The sequence below is a fragment of the Pseudomonas paraeruginosa PA7 genome, assembly GCF_000017205.1.
GTDB classification, from domain to species: domain Bacteria; phylum Pseudomonadota; class Gammaproteobacteria; order Pseudomonadales; family Pseudomonadaceae; genus Pseudomonas; species Pseudomonas paraeruginosa.
Genome location: NC_009656.1, coordinates 3,392,838 through 3,408,453, shown reverse-complemented (window position 1 = coordinate 3,408,453; position 15,616 = coordinate 3,392,838). Strand labels below are relative to the sequence as shown.

Annotated in this window: 14 protein-coding genes; 3 read left to right on the top strand and 11 right to left on the bottom strand. The window is 67.9% G+C overall.

Annotated features, from left to right (window positions below; translation table 11 throughout):
• Positions 1 to 81 precede the first annotated feature (81 nt).
• Together PSPA7_RS15650 and PSPA7_RS15645 are read left to right on the top strand one after the other, a co-directional pair.
• Positions 82 to 1,263, top strand: coding sequence for an acetyl-CoA C-acetyltransferase (locus tag PSPA7_RS15650; RefSeq protein ID WP_003121716.1), 1,182 nt, complete (start codon positions 82 to 84; stop codon positions 1,261 to 1,263).
• Positions 1,264 to 1,477: 214 nt separating this feature from the next.
• Positions 1,478 to 2,902 carry a short-chain fatty acid transporter gene (locus PSPA7_RS15645; RefSeq protein WP_012076034.1) on the top strand — a complete coding sequence of 475 codons (1,425 nt, stop codon included), beginning with the start codon at positions 1,478 to 1,480 and terminating at the stop codon, positions 2,900 to 2,902.
• Between the two features lie 199 nt (positions 2,903 to 3,101).
• Here PSPA7_RS15645 and PSPA7_RS15640 read toward each other — a convergent pair whose 3' ends face one another.
• From PSPA7_RS15640 to hmgA, 10 genes are all read right to left on the bottom strand, one after another.
• On the bottom strand, positions 3,102 to 3,473 hold the full coding sequence (locus tag PSPA7_RS15640; protein WP_003156526.1) for a cupin domain-containing protein: 372 nt from the start codon (positions 3,471 to 3,473) through the stop codon (positions 3,102 to 3,104).
• 31 nt (positions 3,474 to 3,504) lie between these two features.
• Entirely contained in the window at positions 3,505 to 4,038 is a 534-nt protein-coding gene (locus tag PSPA7_RS15635) for a type 2 periplasmic-binding domain-containing protein (RefSeq protein WP_003156525.1), read from the bottom strand.
• A gap of 30 nt (positions 4,039 to 4,068) precedes the next feature.
• Entirely contained in the window at positions 4,069 to 4,764 is a 696-nt protein-coding gene (locus PSPA7_RS15630; protein ID WP_012076032.1) for an RraA family protein, read from the bottom strand.
• 273 nt (positions 4,765 to 5,037) lie between these two features.
• A complete protein-coding gene (gene bdhA / locus PSPA7_RS15625) occupies positions 5,038 to 5,808 on the bottom strand; it encodes a 3-hydroxybutyrate dehydrogenase (RefSeq protein ID WP_012076030.1) in 771 nt (256 codons plus the stop codon).
• A 34-nt stretch (positions 5,809 to 5,842) separates the two neighbouring features.
• The gene (locus tag PSPA7_RS15620) at positions 5,843 to 7,234 is read right to left on the bottom strand and encodes a GntP family permease (protein WP_012076029.1); all 1,392 of its coding nucleotides are present in this window, start codon (positions 7,232 to 7,234) and stop codon (positions 5,843 to 5,845) included.
• Between the two features lie 260 nt (positions 7,235 to 7,494).
• Complete coding sequence (hbcR, locus tag PSPA7_RS15615; protein WP_012076028.1) at positions 7,495 to 8,940, bottom strand: sigma-54-dependent transcriptional regulator HbcR; 1,446 nt, start codon at positions 8,938 to 8,940, stop codon at positions 7,495 to 7,497.
• A gap of 68 nt (positions 8,941 to 9,008) precedes the next feature.
• Entirely contained in the window at positions 9,009 to 10,361 is a 1,353-nt protein-coding gene (locus PSPA7_RS15610; protein WP_012076027.1) for an MFS transporter, read from the bottom strand.
• A gap of 84 nt (positions 10,362 to 10,445) precedes the next feature.
• A complete protein-coding gene (gene maiA / locus PSPA7_RS15605) occupies positions 10,446 to 11,084 on the bottom strand; it encodes a maleylacetoacetate isomerase (RefSeq protein ID WP_012076026.1) in 639 nt (212 codons plus the stop codon).
• Complete coding sequence (gene fahA, locus PSPA7_RS15600) at positions 11,081 to 12,379, bottom strand: fumarylacetoacetase (protein WP_012076025.1); 1,299 nt, start codon at positions 12,377 to 12,379, stop codon at positions 11,081 to 11,083. Before fahA ends, maiA begins: the two co-directional genes overlap by 4 nt.
• A gap of 4 nt (positions 12,380 to 12,383) precedes the next feature.
• On the bottom strand, positions 12,384 to 13,682 hold the full coding sequence (hmgA, locus tag PSPA7_RS15595; protein ID WP_012076024.1) for a homogentisate 1,2-dioxygenase: 1,299 nt from the start codon (positions 13,680 to 13,682) through the stop codon (positions 12,384 to 12,386).
• 160 nt (positions 13,683 to 13,842) lie between these two features.
• On the opposite strand from hmgA, the gene PSPA7_RS15590 reads away from it, so the two are divergent.
• A complete protein-coding gene (locus PSPA7_RS15590; RefSeq protein ID WP_003152944.1) occupies positions 13,843 to 14,646 on the top strand; it encodes an IclR family transcriptional regulator in 804 nt (267 codons plus the stop codon).
• Between the two features lie 67 nt (positions 14,647 to 14,713).
• Here PSPA7_RS15590 and liuE read toward each other — a convergent pair whose 3' ends face one another.
• Positions 14,714 to 15,616 (bottom strand): bifunctional 3-hydroxy-3-isohexenylglutaryl-CoA lyase/hydroxymethylglutaryl-CoA lyase, encoded by a 903-nt coding sequence (gene liuE / locus PSPA7_RS15585; RefSeq protein ID WP_003152945.1) that lies wholly within the window; start codon positions 15,614 to 15,616, stop codon positions 14,714 to 14,716.

Here is a 15,616-nt window from a genome sequence, read left to right as displayed (position 1 = left end):
CGTAGGATAGGGCAGCGATCCACCCCTACGTCCACCCGCAGCGATTCGGCCCGGCCACGGGCGAATCCAGGAGAACCATCCATGCAAGACGTCGTCATCGTCGCCGCCACCCGCACCGCCGTCGGCAGCTTCCAGGGCTCGCTGGCCGGCATTCCCGCCCCCGAGCTGGGCGCCGCGGTGATCCGCCGCCTGCTCGAACAGACCGGTCTCGATGCCGGCCAGGTCGACGAAGTGATCCTCGGCCAGGTGCTCACCGCCGGGTCCGGGCAGAACCCGGCGCGCCAGGCGGCGATCAAGGCCGGCCTGCCGGTCGGCGTACCGGCCATGACCCTGAACAAGGTCTGCGGCTCCGGCCTCAAGGCCCTGCACCTGGGCGCCCAGGCGATCCGCTGCGGCGACGCCGAGGTGATCGTCGCCGGCGGCCAGGAGAACATGAGCCTGGCGCCCTACGTCATGCCCGGCGCCCGCACCGGCCTGCGCATGGGCCATGCGAAGCTGGTCGACAGCATGATCGAGGACGGCCTGTGGGACGCCTTCAACGACTACCACATGGGCATCACCGCCGAGAACCTGGCGGAGAAGTATGGCCTGACCCGCGAGGAGCAGGACGCCTTCGCCGCCGCTTCGCAGCAGAAGGCCATCGCCGCCATCGAGGGCGGGCGCTTCCGCGACGAGATCACGCCGATCCAGGTCCCGCAGCGCAAGGGCGAGCCGCTGAGCTTCGACACCGACGAGCAGCCGCGCGCCGGCACCACCGTCGAGGCCCTGGCCAAGCTCAAGCCGGCCTTCAGGAAGGACGGCAGCGTCACCGCCGGCAACGCCTCCAGCCTCAACGACGGCGCCGCCGCGGTGTTGCTGATGAGCGCGGCCAAGGCCAAGGCCCTGGGGCTGCCGGTGCTGGCGCGGATCGCCAGCTACGCCAGCGCCGGGGTCGACCCGGCGATCATGGGCATCGGCCCGGTCTCCGCCACCCGGCGCGCGCTGGACAAGGCCGGCTGGAGCCTGGAGCAACTGGACCTGATCGAGGCCAACGAAGCCTTCGCCGCGCAGTCCCTGGCGGTGGGCCGGGAACTGGGCTGGGATGCCGCCCGGGTCAACGTCAACGGCGGCGCCATCGCCCTTGGCCACCCGATCGGCGCGTCCGGCTGCCGGGTGCTGGTGACCCTGCTGCACGAGATGATCCGTCGCGACGCGAAGAAGGGCCTCGCCACCCTGTGCATCGGCGGCGGCCAGGGCGTCGCCCTGACCCTGGCCCGCGACTGATCCATCGACCGGCCGCTCGCGGCGTGATCGCGCCATGTCCTTTCGCGGGGGCATGGCGCGCTCGTGTCCAGGGAACGAGCGGCGGACGGCCTTGGCCGTCCGACCGGCGCCGCACCGTTCCGTTCCCCGGAACGGTCGGGCGCCCAGGGAGCCGTACCGCACACACAGGCGGCCCCGTTGCCGCCGAATAACAATAAAACCGAGAGAATCCGCGATGACCGCTATCCTTCCCATCCAAGAAAGCCGCTCCGCGCGCTTCGCCATGCGTTGCTCGAGCTGGGCCGAGCGCTGGTTTCCCGACTCCTGGGTGTTCGCCGCCCTGGCCATCCTTATCGTCAGCCTGGCCGCGCTGGCCATGGGCGCCGGCCCGACCGCCACGGCGAAGGCCTTCGGCGACGGTTTCTGGAGCCTGATCCCGTTCACCATGCAGATGGCCTTCGTGGTCATCGGCGGCTACGTGGTAGCCAGCTCAGGCCCCGCCTCGCGTCTCATCGATCTGCTCGCGCGAGTGCCGAAGAATGGCCGCTCGGCGGTCTGCTGGGTGGCGCTGGTGTCGATGCTCGCCTCGCTGCTCAACTGGGGTCTCAGCCTGGTCTTCGGCGGCCTGCTGGTACGCGCCCTGGCGCGCCGCGAAGAGCTGCGCATGGACTACCGCGCCGCCGGCGCCGCCGCCTACCTTGGCCTCGGCGCGGTGTGGGCGCTGGGCCTGTCGTCGTCGGCCGCGCAGTTGCAGGCCAACCCGGCCAGCCTGCCACCGTCGATCCTGGCGATCACCGGGGTGATCCCGTTCACCGAGACCATCTTCCTCTGGCAGTCAGGAGTCATGCTGCTGGCATTGGTCCTGGTCTCGCTGGTGATCGCCTACATGACCGCGCCGAGCGCCGCCAGCGCCCGCGACGCCAAGGCCTGCGGGGTCGACGTGAGCTTCACGGCACCGGCGAAACTGGCGCCGACCCGGCCCGGCGAGTGGCTGGAGCACAGCCCGCTGCTGATCATCCTGCTGGTGCTGCTGGCCGGCGGCTGGCTGGTCCACGAGTTCTCGACCAAGCCGGCGATCCTGGCGATCTCCGGGCTGAACACCTATAACCTGCTGTTCCTGATGCTCGGCGCGCTGCTGCACTGGCGCCCGCGCAGCTTCCTCGACGCGGTGGCGCGCGCGGTGCCGACCACCACCGGGGTGCTGATCCAGTTCCCGCTGTACGGCTCGATCGCGGCGATCATGACGACGGTCAACGGCAGCGACGGCGAGACCCTGGCCCACCATATCTCGACCTTCTTCGTGCAGATCGCCTCCCACGATACCTATGCGCTGCTGATGGGCGTGTACTCGGCGGTGCTGGGCTTCTTCATTCCTTCGGGCGGCGGCAAGTGGATCATCGAGGCGCCGTACGTGATGCAGGTGGCCAACGAACTGCAATACCACCTCGGCTGGGCGGTACAGATCTACAATGCCGCCGAGGCGCTGCCGAACCTGATCAACCCGTTCTACATGCTGCCGTTGCTCGGCGTGCTGGGGCTGAAGGCGCGCGACCTGATCGGCTTCTCGTTCGTCCAGCTGCTGGTGCACATCCCGTTGGTGCTGGTGCTGCTCTGGGCCCTGGGCAGCACCCTGGCCTACATTCCGCCGGTGATGCCGTAGCGTATCGGTGGAACAACGGCGGATAACGCCTGCGGCGTTATGCGCCCTACGCCGGGGCACGGAGCCGGGGCCGTAGGGCGAATGACCGCAACGCGGCTATCCGCCGAGCCAGCGGGGCAATGGCGGATAACGCCTGGGACGGTAAACGCCCACGGAGGGATGACTGGCGTGGAGGACAGCTATCGCCGCAGGCGCCGGATCAGGTTTCGGCGACCACGTCCCAGGCGACCTTGCGAAAGTCCAGTTGCTGGTAGTCCTCCCGCACCGGCGAGTAGATCTCGAGTATCTCGCAGGCTTCGAGCGCCAGGGCTTCATGCTCGACATTCGAGGCGATCACCGCGCATTGACCGTCGCCGAGCACATGGGTCACGTCGCCGACCCGCAGTTTCAGCCGGCCCTTGATGATGATGGGGCAGGCTTCGTGCACATGCCGGTGGCAGGGGATCACCGCTCCCTTTTCCAGGTTCCAGAAAGCTATGGTGCAGTGCGCGGTGTGGATGAAGCCGGCACGGGCGCTGCCGTCGGCATTGATCGCATGCTTCTTCAGGTTTTCGATGATGATCTTTTCCATGGGAATCATTGGCTCCATGAGTCCGGAATCGTCAGGCTACCGGCGTCGCGGTTTTCAGGTGGATACTGAAACCCATCGGTACCGGACCGAAGTTCTCCACGATATGCAGCTCGTTATTCTGCGCCGCCTCGATGGTGGTGATGCAGCCATCTATATTTCCCAGGGCACATTGGCGAGCGGCCTCACTGTTCGAAGTGCACAGGACAAGTTCGGCGGAAGTTGCAGGCTCCCCTAACTTTGCCAGCAGACTGGTGGGTGCTGGATGGGAGCCGATTCGTTTTACCGTGGTATTTCCGTTTCGCGCGAAGACCATGTCATAGGTATCCATGAGATGGTGGTCGACAAGTTTCAAGCGATCGAGGTGACGAAATACGATTTCATGCAGCCTGGGATAAACGATACAGCCCATCAGGATTCCCGGTTCTTGTGAGCCGAGCAAATCATCCAGGGCTTCTTCGAGGGTGGCGCGAAGTTCGATCTGGCCATTCCAGCCACTCTTGGCCATATATTGCCGGGCGGCTTTTTCACAGTTGGTCCCGCTGGGACCCAGCGTATAGATATTCATCCTTGGTTCTTCCCTGTGGTGTTTACCGGGTCAGATGCGGTTGCGTTCCTCCACGAGGCTGGCCAGGCTCCTGTGGTCATGCCCGTTACGCAGGGTGGCGAGGATTTCTCCCTCGATCCGCTCGATTTCGAGGGCCTTTTCGTAGAGTTCGCCGAGTAGCGGGGCAGGGAACACCACGGTGCCGTTGTCGTCCGAGACCACCACGTCGCCGCTCGTCACGCGGCTGCCTTCGATCATGCAGCTTTCCCCCGTGCTCCTGACGCGGTAGGCGCCCTGGGTATCGACCGGGGTGAAGTTGCTGGCCAGGACGGGGGTCGTCAGGGCCCTTACTTCCGCCGCATCGCGGACGGAGCCACCGAGGACGATGCCTTCGAAACCCAGCTTGGCGAAATAGGTGCAACTCAGGCCCCCCGCCAGCGCGGCGTCGGTCGTCAGCGCGCCGGCTCCGGCGACGTAGACCAGGTCCCTGGCCGAACTCAGGTCCGGGACGAGGAAGTCCTTCACCTGTTCCCAGGTGGAAGGTTGCGCACGGGTGATGTCGCCGGTCTTCCTGACCCGCTCCCATTCCACCGTATAGGCATGCCCTATGAAATAATGTCGTTGCGTGTTTCTTGAAACGATATTTCGACAGAGAACTTCGCCGACACCATAAGTATCCAGGAGGTCGGCGAAAGTCGAAGTGCTGATTGGCTGCTGTCTTATTTCAATGAAAAGTTCATGGCTCACATCGATGCTCCTTCAGGAAAGTTTCGTCCGTGTTGCAGATTCCCCTTCTTCAGGGGGAACTCGATGTGAGGGCTTTTTTAATTTGACGCCAGAAAAGAGTCAAACGCTAGTTCCTCATATGGAATATAGCGTTTCGCTATTGTTCGGTATTCATTCCGAGTCATGGAGATGAATTTCATTTGGAGAAAGGCGTCCCCGGCATCGCGATCGGCCCGGAGTTTCATGTTCCGGGCCTGTCCCTGTTCCAGTTGGCCGGCGCGGCGCCGGCGAGTCCTATTGTGCCACCCAGCCGCCATCCATGTTCCAGGCCGCGCCGCGCACCTGGTCGGCGGCTTCGCTGCAAAGGAACAGCGTCAATCCGCCGAGTTGCTCGGGGGTGACGAAGGCCCGCGAGGGTTGTTTTTCCGCCAGCAGGTCGTGTTGCGCCTGTTCGGCCGAGACGCCCTCGGCGATGCGCGCGTCGATCTGCTTCTGCACCAGCGGGGTCAGTACCCAGCCGGGGCAAATGGCGTTGCAGGTCACCGGCGTGCGCGCCGTTTCCAGCGCCACGCTCTTGGTCAGGCCGAGCACGCCGTGCTTGGCGGCGACGTAGGCGCTCTTTCCGGCCGAGGCGACCAGGCCGTGGGTCGAGGCGATGTTGACGATCCGCCCCCAGCCGCGCGCGAGCATGCCCGGCAGGGCCAGGCGGGTGGTATGGAACACCGAGGACAGGTTGATCGCGATGATCGCGTCCCAGCGTTCCGTGGGGAACTCCTGCACCGGCGCCACGTACTGGATGCCGGCGTTGTTGACCAGGATGTCGACGCCGCCGAAGGTCCGCTCGGCGAAGGCCATCAGTTCGCCGATCTGCTCCGGGCTGGAGAGGTCGGCCGGGTGGTGCTCGGCGCGCACGCCGCGGGCGCGGACCTGCGCCAGCGCCGCGTCGACCTCGCCGAAGCCGTTGAGGAGCAGGTCGGCGCCGGCCTCTGCCAGGCTCAGGGCGATGCCCAGGCCGATGCCGCTGGTGGAGCCGGTGACCAGGGCGGTCTTGCCTTTCAGGGTCATGCTGTTTCTCCCGCTGGATGAAAAAAAGGGCGGATCAGACCAGGCCGGTGGCGTAGAACAGTCCGATGACGAAGAACACCGCCAGGGTCTTGATCAGGGTAATACCGAAAATGTCCCTGTACGCCTCCCGATGGGTCAGGCCGGTAACCGCCAGGAGGGTGATCACCGCGCCGTTGTGCGGCAGGGTATCCATCCCGCCGCTGGCCATGGCGGCGACCCTATGGAGGACTTCCAGGGGGATCTGCGCGGCGTTGGCGGCGGCGATGAAGGTGTCGGACATCGCCGCCAGGGCGATGCTCATGCCGCCCGACGCGGAACCGGTGATGCCGGCCAGCAGGGTGACGGTGATCGCTTCGTTGACCAGCGGATTGGGAATGCTCCTGAGCGTGTCGGCCAGCACCAGGAAGCCCGGCAGCGAGGCGATCACCGCGCCGAAGCCGTACTCCGAGGCGGTGTTCATCGCCGCCAGCAGCGAGCCGGCCACCGCACTGCGGGTGCCTTCGGCGAGGCGGCTGCGGATCGCCGCGAAGCCGCTCGCCAGCACCAGCAGGATGCCCAGCAGCAGGGCCGCCTGCACCGCCCAGATCGCGGTGAGCTTGCCGACCTCGGTCTGCAGCGGCGTGGCCATTCCGGCCAATTGCAGGGTATGGACCTGGCCGTACCACTGCGGGATCCAGTGGGTGAACAGCAGGTTGGCGACCCCTACCAGCACCAGCGGTGAGAGCGCCAGCCAGGGATTGGGCAGGCGCAGGTCATCGGCGGTCTCCGGCTCGTTGCGCAGGTCGCTGCCGTAGCCTTCGCCGTTGCGCCGCGCCTTGTTCGCCTGGTGTCGCAGGTAGAGCATGCCCACGGCGAAGACGAACAGCGCGCCGAGGGTGCCGAGCCAGGGCGCGGCCCAGGCGTGGGTGCCGAAGAAGGTCGAGGGGATGATGTTCTGGATCTGCGGGGTGCCGGGCAGCGCGTCCATGGTGAAGGAAAACGCGCCGAGGGCGATGGTCGCCGGGATCAACCGCTTGGGGATGTCGCTCTGGCGGAACATCTCCGCGGCGAACGGGTAGACCGCGAACACCACCACGAACAGCGAGACGCCGCCGTAGGTGAGCAGCGCGCAGACCAGCACTATCACCAGCATCGCCTGGCGGGTGCCGAGCAGGCGGATCGCCGCGGCGACGATGGAGCGGGAGAAGCCGGCCAGCTCGATCAGCTTGCCGAACACCGCGCCAAGCAGGAAAACCGGGAAGTAGAGCTTGATGAAACCGACCATCTTCTCCATGAACACCCCGGTGAAGGTCGGCGCGACCGCGCCGGGATCGGTGAGCAGCACGGCGCCGAGGGCGGCGAGGGGGGCGAACAGGATGACGCTGTAGCCCCGGTAGGCGGCCAGCATCAGCAGGCCCAGGGCGGCAAGGGCGATGATCACGCTCATCGGGCATATCTCCACGGCGCTGCGGGCGCGCTCCGCATGGGGAAGGGCGCTCCGGGCCTGTTTCTTGTTGTCGAACGGTGCGGGCACCGGCGTGACGGCCTGGAACGGGGCAGGGCCGTCGGAAAGCCCGGTAGCGATAACCGTGCCAGGCCACAAGGTCGCGGTTTTCGCGGGCTGCGGCGAGGCGAAGGGGCGTGCGGGGAATAGCCTTGTCTCCAGATGGAGACGGATTCGAGCCGAGGTGCGGGGCTATGCCGGTTTCAGTTCGTCTCGATTTCGAGACGAGTCCCGTTATTGAGACGGATGCCCAGCGCCACGATCTTCTTGTACAGGGTCGAGCGACCCAGGCCCAGGCGTTTCGCCGCTTCCACCACATTGCCGGCACTCTGCGCCAGGGCACGTGCGATCAGCTCGCGCTCGAAGGTTTCGCGGGCCCGTTGGAAATCGCCGACCGGCACCTCGTCCCCGGGCTGCGCAAGTTCAGGCAACGGCTGCAGGGGACCGAGCGCCGCGCCGAGGGCGGCGGCGTCCAGCAACGGCTGGTCGGCCAGCAGCAGCGCGCGTTCCAGCACGTTGCGCAGTTCGCGGACGTTGCCCGGCCAGGCATGCCGGGCGAGCAGCGCCAGGGCGTCGCCGCCGAGTTCGTGGAGACGGCCATGGTCGAGGCTGTCGAGGATCGACTCGCAGAGCGCCGGGAGGTCGTCCAGGCGCTGGCGCAACGGCGGGATCTCGATCGGCAGGACGTTCAGCCGGTAGTAGAGATCAGCGCGGAAACGGCCTTCGCGCATCGCCTGCTGGAGGTCGATGGAGGTGGCGGCGACCAGGCGGATGTCGCTGCGGATCACTTCGTTGGACCCCACCGCTTCGAATTCTTTCTCCTGTAGCACGCGCAACAGCTTGCCTTGCAACGCCAGCGGCATGTCGCCGATCTCGTCGAGGAACAACGTGCCGCCCTGGGCCACCTGCAACTTGCCAGGTCGACCCTTGCGCTCGGCACCGGTGAAGGCCCCGGGTGCGGTACCGAAGAATTCGGCCTCCAGCAGGCTTTCCGGGATCGCCGCGGCGTTCACGCTGACGAAGGCCTTGTGCGCCCGCGGCGAAGCGCTGTGGATGGCGTGGGCGAGCAGTTCCTTGCCGGTGCCGGTCTCGCCGAGCAGCAGCACCGGCGCTTCGCTGGCCGCGCCACGGCGGGCGCGGCGCTTGACTTCCAGGCTGGCCGGACTGGTGCCGACGAAGTGGCTGAAGCTGTACTTGGCCTGGCGCGCCTGCAATTGCGAGCGGGTCGAGGCCAGTTCGCGCTGCATGCTCAGGTAGCGGGTCACCAGCGGCGACAGCGAGCGCAGTTCGTCGAGCAGGGCGAAGCCGATGGCGCCGATCACCTCGCCGGCGTCGTCGTGGATCGGCAGGCGCATCACCACCAAGGGGTCCTTCGCGCTGTCCATCATGTCCAGCAGGATCGGCTTGCCGCTGCGCACCACCTCGCGCAGCAGGCTACCGGGAATCACGCTCTCGCAGGGCCGGCCGATGGCCTGCGCCGGCTCGGCGAGGCCGAAGCGCTGCGCGTAGCGCTGGTTGATCCAGACGATGCGCGCCTCGCGGTCGACGATCACCGTGCCTTCGCTGGAACCTTCGACGATCTCGAACAGCGAGCGGATCGCCTGCTGGCGTACGCGCTGGTAATCCTGGAGGCTGTCGGCAGCGGTCATTGGCGGCTCCTGCGGCGGGCGGCGAAACGGGTCGCCACTGTAGCCGGGAAGCCGCTCGCGGTGAAGGCTCAGGATTCCTCGACGGCCAGCGCGGCGGTGCTTTCCCGCTGCGCCTGGGCGGCGGGCGAGCGGACCTGGAGGATCAGCAGCGCGGCGAGCCCGGCGGGTATCGCCGCAAGCATGAAGATGTTCTCCACGGATATGTGCATGCCCAGCAGCAGGCTGCCGAACAGCGGGCCGAGGATCGAACCGAAGCGGCCCACGCCCAGCGCCCAGCCGGTGCCGGTGGCGCGCACCTGGGCCGGGTAGAAGTTGCTGGCGAAGGCGTTCAGGGTCAGCTGCCCGCCGATGATGCAGAAGCCGGCGGCGAAGACGAACGCCAGCAGCCAGCGCGGCTGGTCGTGGTCGAGGCCGAGGAGCAGGGTGCACAGCGCGGCGCCGGCGAGAATCGCCGCCAACAGGCGCACCTTGCTGCGCAGGCGGTCGGCGAGCCAGGCCAGGAGCATCGCGCCGAGGGTGCCGGCGAAGAGGAACATCGAGGTCGCCAGGTTCGCCGCATTGCGCGTCAGGCCGCTTTCCTGGAGCAGCGAGGGCAGCCAGCTGACCATGAAGTAGAGCAGGATCAGGCTGACGAAGAAGGTCGCCCAGAGCAGCAGGGTCGGGCGCGCATAGCCGTGGCGGAACAGCTCCAGCACGCTCAGGCGCGCCGCCGGCTCGGCGTCGGCCTGTGCCGGCGGCGGCTGCCAGCCCGGCGCCATGCGCTCGCTGAGCTGGCGCAGGCGGGCATAGGGCGGCGCGTCGCGCAGCAGGCGCGGCAGCGATTCCGGCAGGAACAGGAGGAGGAAGGGGAACAGCAGCAACGGGGTGACGCCGCCGGCGAGGAACACCGCCTGCCAGCCGAAGCCGTCCATGAAGGCAGCCGCGACGAAACCGCCGGCGGCGCCGCCGAAGGAGAAACCGCAGGCCGCCAGGGTGACCATCAGGGTACGCAGGCGCGGTGGCGAGTACTCGGCCATCAGCGCCATGGCGCTGGGCATTGCCCCGCCCATTCCGATGCCGCAGACGAAGCGCGCCAGCATCAGGCTTTCCAGGGAACCGGCGAAGACCATCAGGACGGTCAGGCTGGCGTAGATCAGCACGCAGCAGAGCAGCACCCGACGGATGCCGAAGCGGTCCGCCAGCGGCGTCACCAGCAGCGAACCGACGGTCAGACCGAACAGGTTGGCGCTGAACACCGGGCCGAACGCGGCCTTGTCCAGGCCCCATTCCTGGGCCAGGGTCGGCACCACGTAGCCGAGCACCTGGGCATCGTAGCCATCGGTGACCAGCAACAGGGCGAGGAGCAGCAGCAACAGCCACTGGTAGCGGGACACGGGGCGCGCGTCGAGCGCCGCGCGAAAGCTGGCGATCTGGTTCTGCATCGCAAGGTACCTGAGGTTCTTATTGGTGATGGGGCGTCCGGCGGACGCCCCCCTTTATCTTCAGGAGCGGGACTCTGCGGTCGCTCAGGCGGCCGGGGTGTCCGGCTGGTTGGCCGGATGGGCCTGGCGGAACGCCGGATGAGCGGCGGCCAGGGCGGCGACCCGGCGGATCCGTGGCCAGGCGTCCAATGCCACGCCGAAGCGCTCGGCGGCGTAGAGCTGCGGGACCAGGTAGACGTCGGCCAGGCCCGGCCGGTCGCCGAAGCACCAGCCCTGGTCGCCGATCAGTTGCTCGACGGCGGCGAGCCCCTGGCCGACCCAGTGGCCGATCCACTGCCGGACCTGCTCTTCGTCGTGGCCCCACTGGCGCAGCAGGTTGAGCACGCTGGCGTTATGCAATGGGTGGATGTCGCAGCCGACCAGCGCCGCGACCCCGCGTTCCTGGGCGCGGCGCAGCGGATCGCTGGAGAGCAGGGCGGGTTGCGGGTAGCGCTCCTCGAGGTATTCGATGATCGCCGGCGACTGGATCAGCAACTCGCCCTCGTCGACCTGCAGGGCCGGTACGCGGCCCTGTGGGTTGAGCGCCAGGTAGGCGGGTTGGCGGTGTTCGCCGCCGTCGCGGAGCAGGTTGACCGGCAGCGACTGGTAGTCCAGCCCCTTCAGCGCCAGGGCGATGCGCACCCGGTAGGAGGAGGTGGAACGGTAGTAGGTATAGAGCTTCATCCGCGCGCCCCCGGATGGGCCGCGAGCACCTTGCCGCGACATTCGCCGAAGCCGATCGAGACCTGCCCCTCGCGTTTGCAGCGGGCGCGCAGGATGACCTCGTCGCCGTCCTCGAGGAAGCGCCGGGTCTCGCCGGAGGCCAGTTGCACCGGCTGCTTGCCGCCAGCGGTGATCTCCAGCAGCGAGCCGAACTGGCCGGGCTCGGCGCCGGACAGGGTGCCGGAGCCGAACAGGTCGCCGGGCTGCAACTGGCAGCCGTTGACGCTGTGGTGGGCGACCATCTGCGCCACCGTCCAGTACATGCTCAGGCTGTTGCTCAGGGTCAGGCGCTGCGGCGGCAGGCCTTTCTCGCGCAGGCCCTCGGTGAGCAGCAGGACCTCCAGCTCGATGTCGAAGGCGCCGTGGGCCTGGTCGTTGTCGTCGTAGAGATACGGCAGCGGCCGCGGGTCGCCTTCGGGGCGCGCTGGCTGGGCGCGGCGGAACGGTTCCAGGGCCTCGGCGGTGACCACCCAGGGCGAGACGCTGGTGATGAAGCTCTTCGACAGGAACGGGCCGAGCGGTTGGTATTCCCAGGCCTGGATGTCGCGCGCCGACCAGTCGTTGAGCAGGCAGAAGCCGGCGATGTGCTCGGCGGCGCGGGAAACCGGGATGGCTTCGCCCGGGGCGTTGCCCTGGCCGATCCAGATGCCCAGCTCCAGTTCGTAGTCCAGCCGCGCGCAGGGGCCGAACACCGGCTCGCTGGCGCCGGCCGGCAGGGTCTGGCCGTTGGGCCGGCGCACTTCGCTGCCGGAGACGCGCACGGTCGAGGCGCGGCCGTGGTAGCCGATGGGCACGTGCTTGTAGTTGGGCAGCAGCGGGTTGTCCGGGCGGAACAGCTTGCCGACGTTCTCGGCATGGCGGATGCCGACGTAGAAGTCGGTGTAGTCGCCGATCCTGGCCGGCAGGTGCATTTGGCACTCGGCGGCCGGATGGAGCAGCTCCGGGCGCTCCGCGGCGCCTTCGCCGAGCAGCTCCAGCAGGCGCTGGCGCAGCGCCACGCGGGCCGGCTTGCCGAGGGCGAAGAAAGCGTTCAGCGCACCGCCACGGGTGGCTTCGGCGGCTTCGCCGGCGGCACCCTCGAACAGGCCGGCGGCCAGCGCCGCCTCCAGGTCGAGGATCGAGTCGCCGATGGCCACGCCGCAACGCGGGCTCAGGCCGGCACGGCTGAAGATGCCCAGCGGCAGGTTCTGCAGGGGAAAGTCGGCATGCCCATTGGCGGAGGCGACCCAGCTACGAGTGGGGGTTGGCTGGTTCATGGGGTTATCTCCGTTGCGGGTTGAAGGTGGATACGAGCGACGCCCAGCAGGCATCGTAGTCATTCTGCAGGGCCGGCGTCTCGAGGGCGGCACGGCTCGGCCGGAGGACCTGGCTGGTCTCGAACATGAAGGCCATGGTCTGGTCGATCCTGTGCGGCCTGAGGTCGGCGGCGATGGCCTTGTCGCAGCTTTCCGCGTCCGGGCCGTGGGCGCTCATGCAACTGTGCAGCGAGGCGCCGCCGGGCACGAAGCCGCCGGCCTTGGCGTCATAGGCGCCCTGGATCAGGCCCATGAACTCGTTCATCAGGTTGCGGTGGAACCACGGCGGGCGGAAGGTGTTCTCGGCCACCATCCAGCGCGGCGGGAAGATCACGAAGTCGATGTTGGCCAGGCCGTGGACGCTGGTGGGGGAGGTCAGCACGGTGAAGATCGACGGGTCCGGGTGGTCGAAGCTGACCGTGCCAATGGTGTTGAAGCGGCGCAGGTCGTATTTGTAGGGCACGTTGTTGCCGTGCCAGGCGACCACGTCCAGCGGCGAATGGTCGAGCTCGCAGGCCCACAGCTCGCCGAGGTATTTCTGCACCAGTTGCAGCGGCTGGCGGCTGTCCTCGTAGCGCGCCACCGGGGCCAGGAAATCGCGCGGATTGGCCAGGCCGTTGCTGCCGATCGGCCCGAGGTCGGGCAGGCGCAGCGGCGCGCCGTGGTTCTCGGCGATATAGCCGCGCGCCTCGCCGTCGAGCAGCTCGACGCGGAACTTCATCCCGCGCGGGATCACCGCGATCTCCAGCGGCTCGACCTGCAGCGCGCCGAGTTCGGTGCACAGGCGCAGGCGGCCCAACTGCGGGACCAGCAGCAGTTCGCCATCGGCGTCGTAGAAGCAACGCTCCATCGAGCGGTTGGCCAGGTACTGGTAGATGCTCACGCCGGCCGGCTTGTCGCCGGGCGCGTTGGCGGCCATGCGCAGCAGGCCGTCGAGGAAGTCGGTGGGTTGCTCGGGCAATGCCAGCGGGTCCCAGCGCAGGCGGTTGGGAGTCGGCGCATCCAGCTCGGCACCGGCGATCTGTCGTTCCAGGCGGCGGAACGGTGGATGCTTGGCCGACGGCGTGATGCGGTACAGCCAGGTGCGCCGGGCCTCGCTGCGAGCCATGGTGAAAGCGGTGCCGGAGAGCAGTTCGGCGTACAGGCCGTAGGGCGCTTTCTGCGGGGAGTTCTGGCCGACCGGCAGGGCGCCGGGGAGCGCTTCGCTGCTGAATTCGTTGCCGAAGCCCGATTGATAGGCGAGGGCAGTGGAGTCGAGGTTCATCTGAGGCCTCCGGGGAAGTGGGGCAGCTTGCCGCCGATCCGCCGGGGACCTGGCACGCTGGCTGCGTTATTTTTATCGTAATTCAATTACGCATAACGTAATTTGAGCGGAAAGCAGCGTCAAGCTATAACGTCGGCCCCGCCTGCAGGAACCCGCGTCCATGGAAAAGAACAGCAGTCCCGCCGAAACCTCCGGCAAGCAGAAGGTCCGCTCCGCCGAAGTCGGCACCGATATCCTCAAGGCCCTCGCCGAACTGTCGCCGGCGACCTCGCTGTCGCGCCTGGCGGAGCATGTGGGCATGCCGGCGAGCAAGGTCCATCGCTACCTGCAGGCGTTGATCGCCAGCGGCTTCGCGGTCCAGGACGCCTCCACAAACCATTACTCGCTGGGGCGCGAGGCGCTGCGCGTGGGCCTGGCGGCACTGGACAGCATGGACGTGCTGAAGAGCGCCGCCGCGCCGCTGGCCGAACTGCGCGACCAGCTCAACGAGACCTGTTTCCTCGCCGTCTGGGGCAACCGTGGCGCCACCGTGGTGCAGGTGGAACAGGCGGTGCGCGCGGTGACGGTGGTCACCCAGGTCGGCTCGGTGCTGCCGCTGCTCGGCTCGTCCACCGGGCTGGTGTTCGCCGCCTTCCTGCCGGAACGGGAGGTGGCTGAATTGCGCGACGAGGAACTGGCCGGCCGCGACGACCATCCGTTGGCTGCGCCCCCGGCCTATGAGGCGCTGCTGGAAGGCATCCGCGCGCGCGGCCTGCATGCGATCCACGGCCTGCTGATGCCTGGCGTGGAAGCGCTCTCGGCGCCGGTGTTCGACGCCCGCGGGCGGGTGGCGGCGGTACTCACGGTGGTCGGCCCGGCGAGCATCTTCCAGGCCGAGGAACAGGGGCCGGCGGCGGAACGGCTGCTGGCGACGACCCGGGCTATCAGTTGGCGGATGGGGTATGACGGCCCGCAGGGTGGATGACGCCGTGTCCGAGCCTGGGCGTGACGTCGGGTAGGGCGGATTACCGCTCGCGGTTATCCGCCGCTTCTCAAGCCTTGGCCAGCAGCGCTTTCGCCGCCCGCGAGCCGTTGCTCCTGCCGAGCACCGCGCAGATGCGCTGGCCGGCGTCGACCAGGGCGTGCATGTCCACCCCGGTCTCGATCCCCAGGCCGTTCAGCAGGTAGAGCACGTCTTCGCTGGCGACGTTGCCGGTGGCGCCCTTGGCATAGGGACAGCCGCCGAGGCCGGCCACCGAGCTGTCGAATACCGCGATGCCTTCCAGCAGGCTGGCGTAGATGTTCGCCAGGGCCTGCCCGTAGGTGTCGTGGAAGTGCCCGGCGAGGCGCTCGCGGGGAACCTCGCCGGCCACCGCCTCGATCAGCCGGCGGGTGGCGCCGGCGGTGCCGATGCCGATGGTATCGCCCAGGGACACCTCGTAGCAGCCCATCTGCTGGAGCTCGCGGGCGACCCAGGCGACCTGGCGCGGATCGACATCGCCGTCGTAGGGACAGCCGAGCACGCAGGAAATGTAGCCGCGCACCCGCACCTGGTGCTGGCGCGCCGCCTCCAGCACCGGTACGAAGCGCTCCAGGCTGTCCTTGATCGAGCAGTTGATGTTGCGCTGGGAGAAGGCCTCCGACGCGGCGGCGAACACCGCCACCTCCTTCACCCCCGACTCCAGGGCCGCCTCGAAGCCCTTCAGGTTCGGCGCCAGCGCCGCGTAGGTCACGCCGGGACGCTGGCGGATACCGGCGAACACCTCGGCCGAGCCGGCCATCTGCGGCACCCACTTGGGCGAGACGAAGCTGCCCACCTCGATGTAATCCAGGCCGGCGGCGCTCAGGTCATCGACCAGGCGGATCTTGTCGGCCACCTCGATCGGCTGTTTCTCGTTCTGCAGTCCGTCGCGCGGACCGACTTCCACCAGGCGGACCTTCTTCGGCAGGTTCAT

Excerpts from the sequence above, each read along its gene's own strand:
- PSPA7_RS15650 (WP_003121716.1), top strand. The coding sequence starts at position 82 with ATGCAAGACGTCGTCATCGTCGCCGCCACCCGCACCGCCGTCGGCAGC.
- PSPA7_RS15645 (WP_012076034.1), top strand. The coding sequence starts at position 1,478 with ATGACCGCTATCCTTCCCATCCAAGAAAGCCGCTCCGCGCGCTTCGCC.
- PSPA7_RS15640 (WP_003156526.1), bottom strand. The coding sequence starts at position 3,473 with ATGGAAAAGATCATCATCGAAAACCTGAAGAAGCATGCGATCAATGCC.
- PSPA7_RS15635 (WP_003156525.1), bottom strand. The coding sequence starts at position 4,038 with ATGAATATCTATACGCTGGGTCCCAGCGGGACCAACTGTGAAAAAGCC.
- bdhA (WP_012076030.1), bottom strand. The coding sequence starts at position 5,808 with ATGACCCTGAAAGGCAAGACCGCCCTGGTCACCGGCTCCACCAGCGGC.
- PSPA7_RS15620 (WP_012076029.1), bottom strand. The coding sequence starts at position 7,234 with ATGAGCGTGATCATCGCCCTTGCCGCCCTGGGCCTGCTGATGCTGGCC.
- hbcR (WP_012076028.1), bottom strand. The coding sequence starts at position 8,940 with ATGACCGCTGCCGACAGCCTCCAGGATTACCAGCGCGTACGCCAGCAG.
- PSPA7_RS15610 (WP_012076027.1), bottom strand. The coding sequence starts at position 10,361 with ATGCAGAACCAGATCGCCAGCTTTCGCGCGGCGCTCGACGCGCGCCCC.
- maiA (WP_012076026.1), bottom strand. The coding sequence starts at position 11,084 with ATGAAGCTCTATACCTACTACCGTTCCACCTCCTCCTACCGGGTGCGC.
- fahA (WP_012076025.1), bottom strand. The coding sequence starts at position 12,379 with ATGAACCAGCCAACCCCCACTCGTAGCTGGGTCGCCTCCGCCAATGGG.
- hmgA (WP_012076024.1), bottom strand. The coding sequence starts at position 13,682 with ATGAACCTCGACTCCACTGCCCTCGCCTATCAATCGGGCTTCGGCAAC.
- PSPA7_RS15590 (WP_003152944.1), top strand. The coding sequence starts at position 13,843 with ATGGAAAAGAACAGCAGTCCCGCCGAAACCTCCGGCAAGCAGAAGGTC.
- liuE (WP_003152945.1), bottom strand. The coding sequence starts at position 15,616 with ATGAACCTGCCGAAGAAGGTCCGCCTGGTGGAAGTCGGTCCGCGCGAC.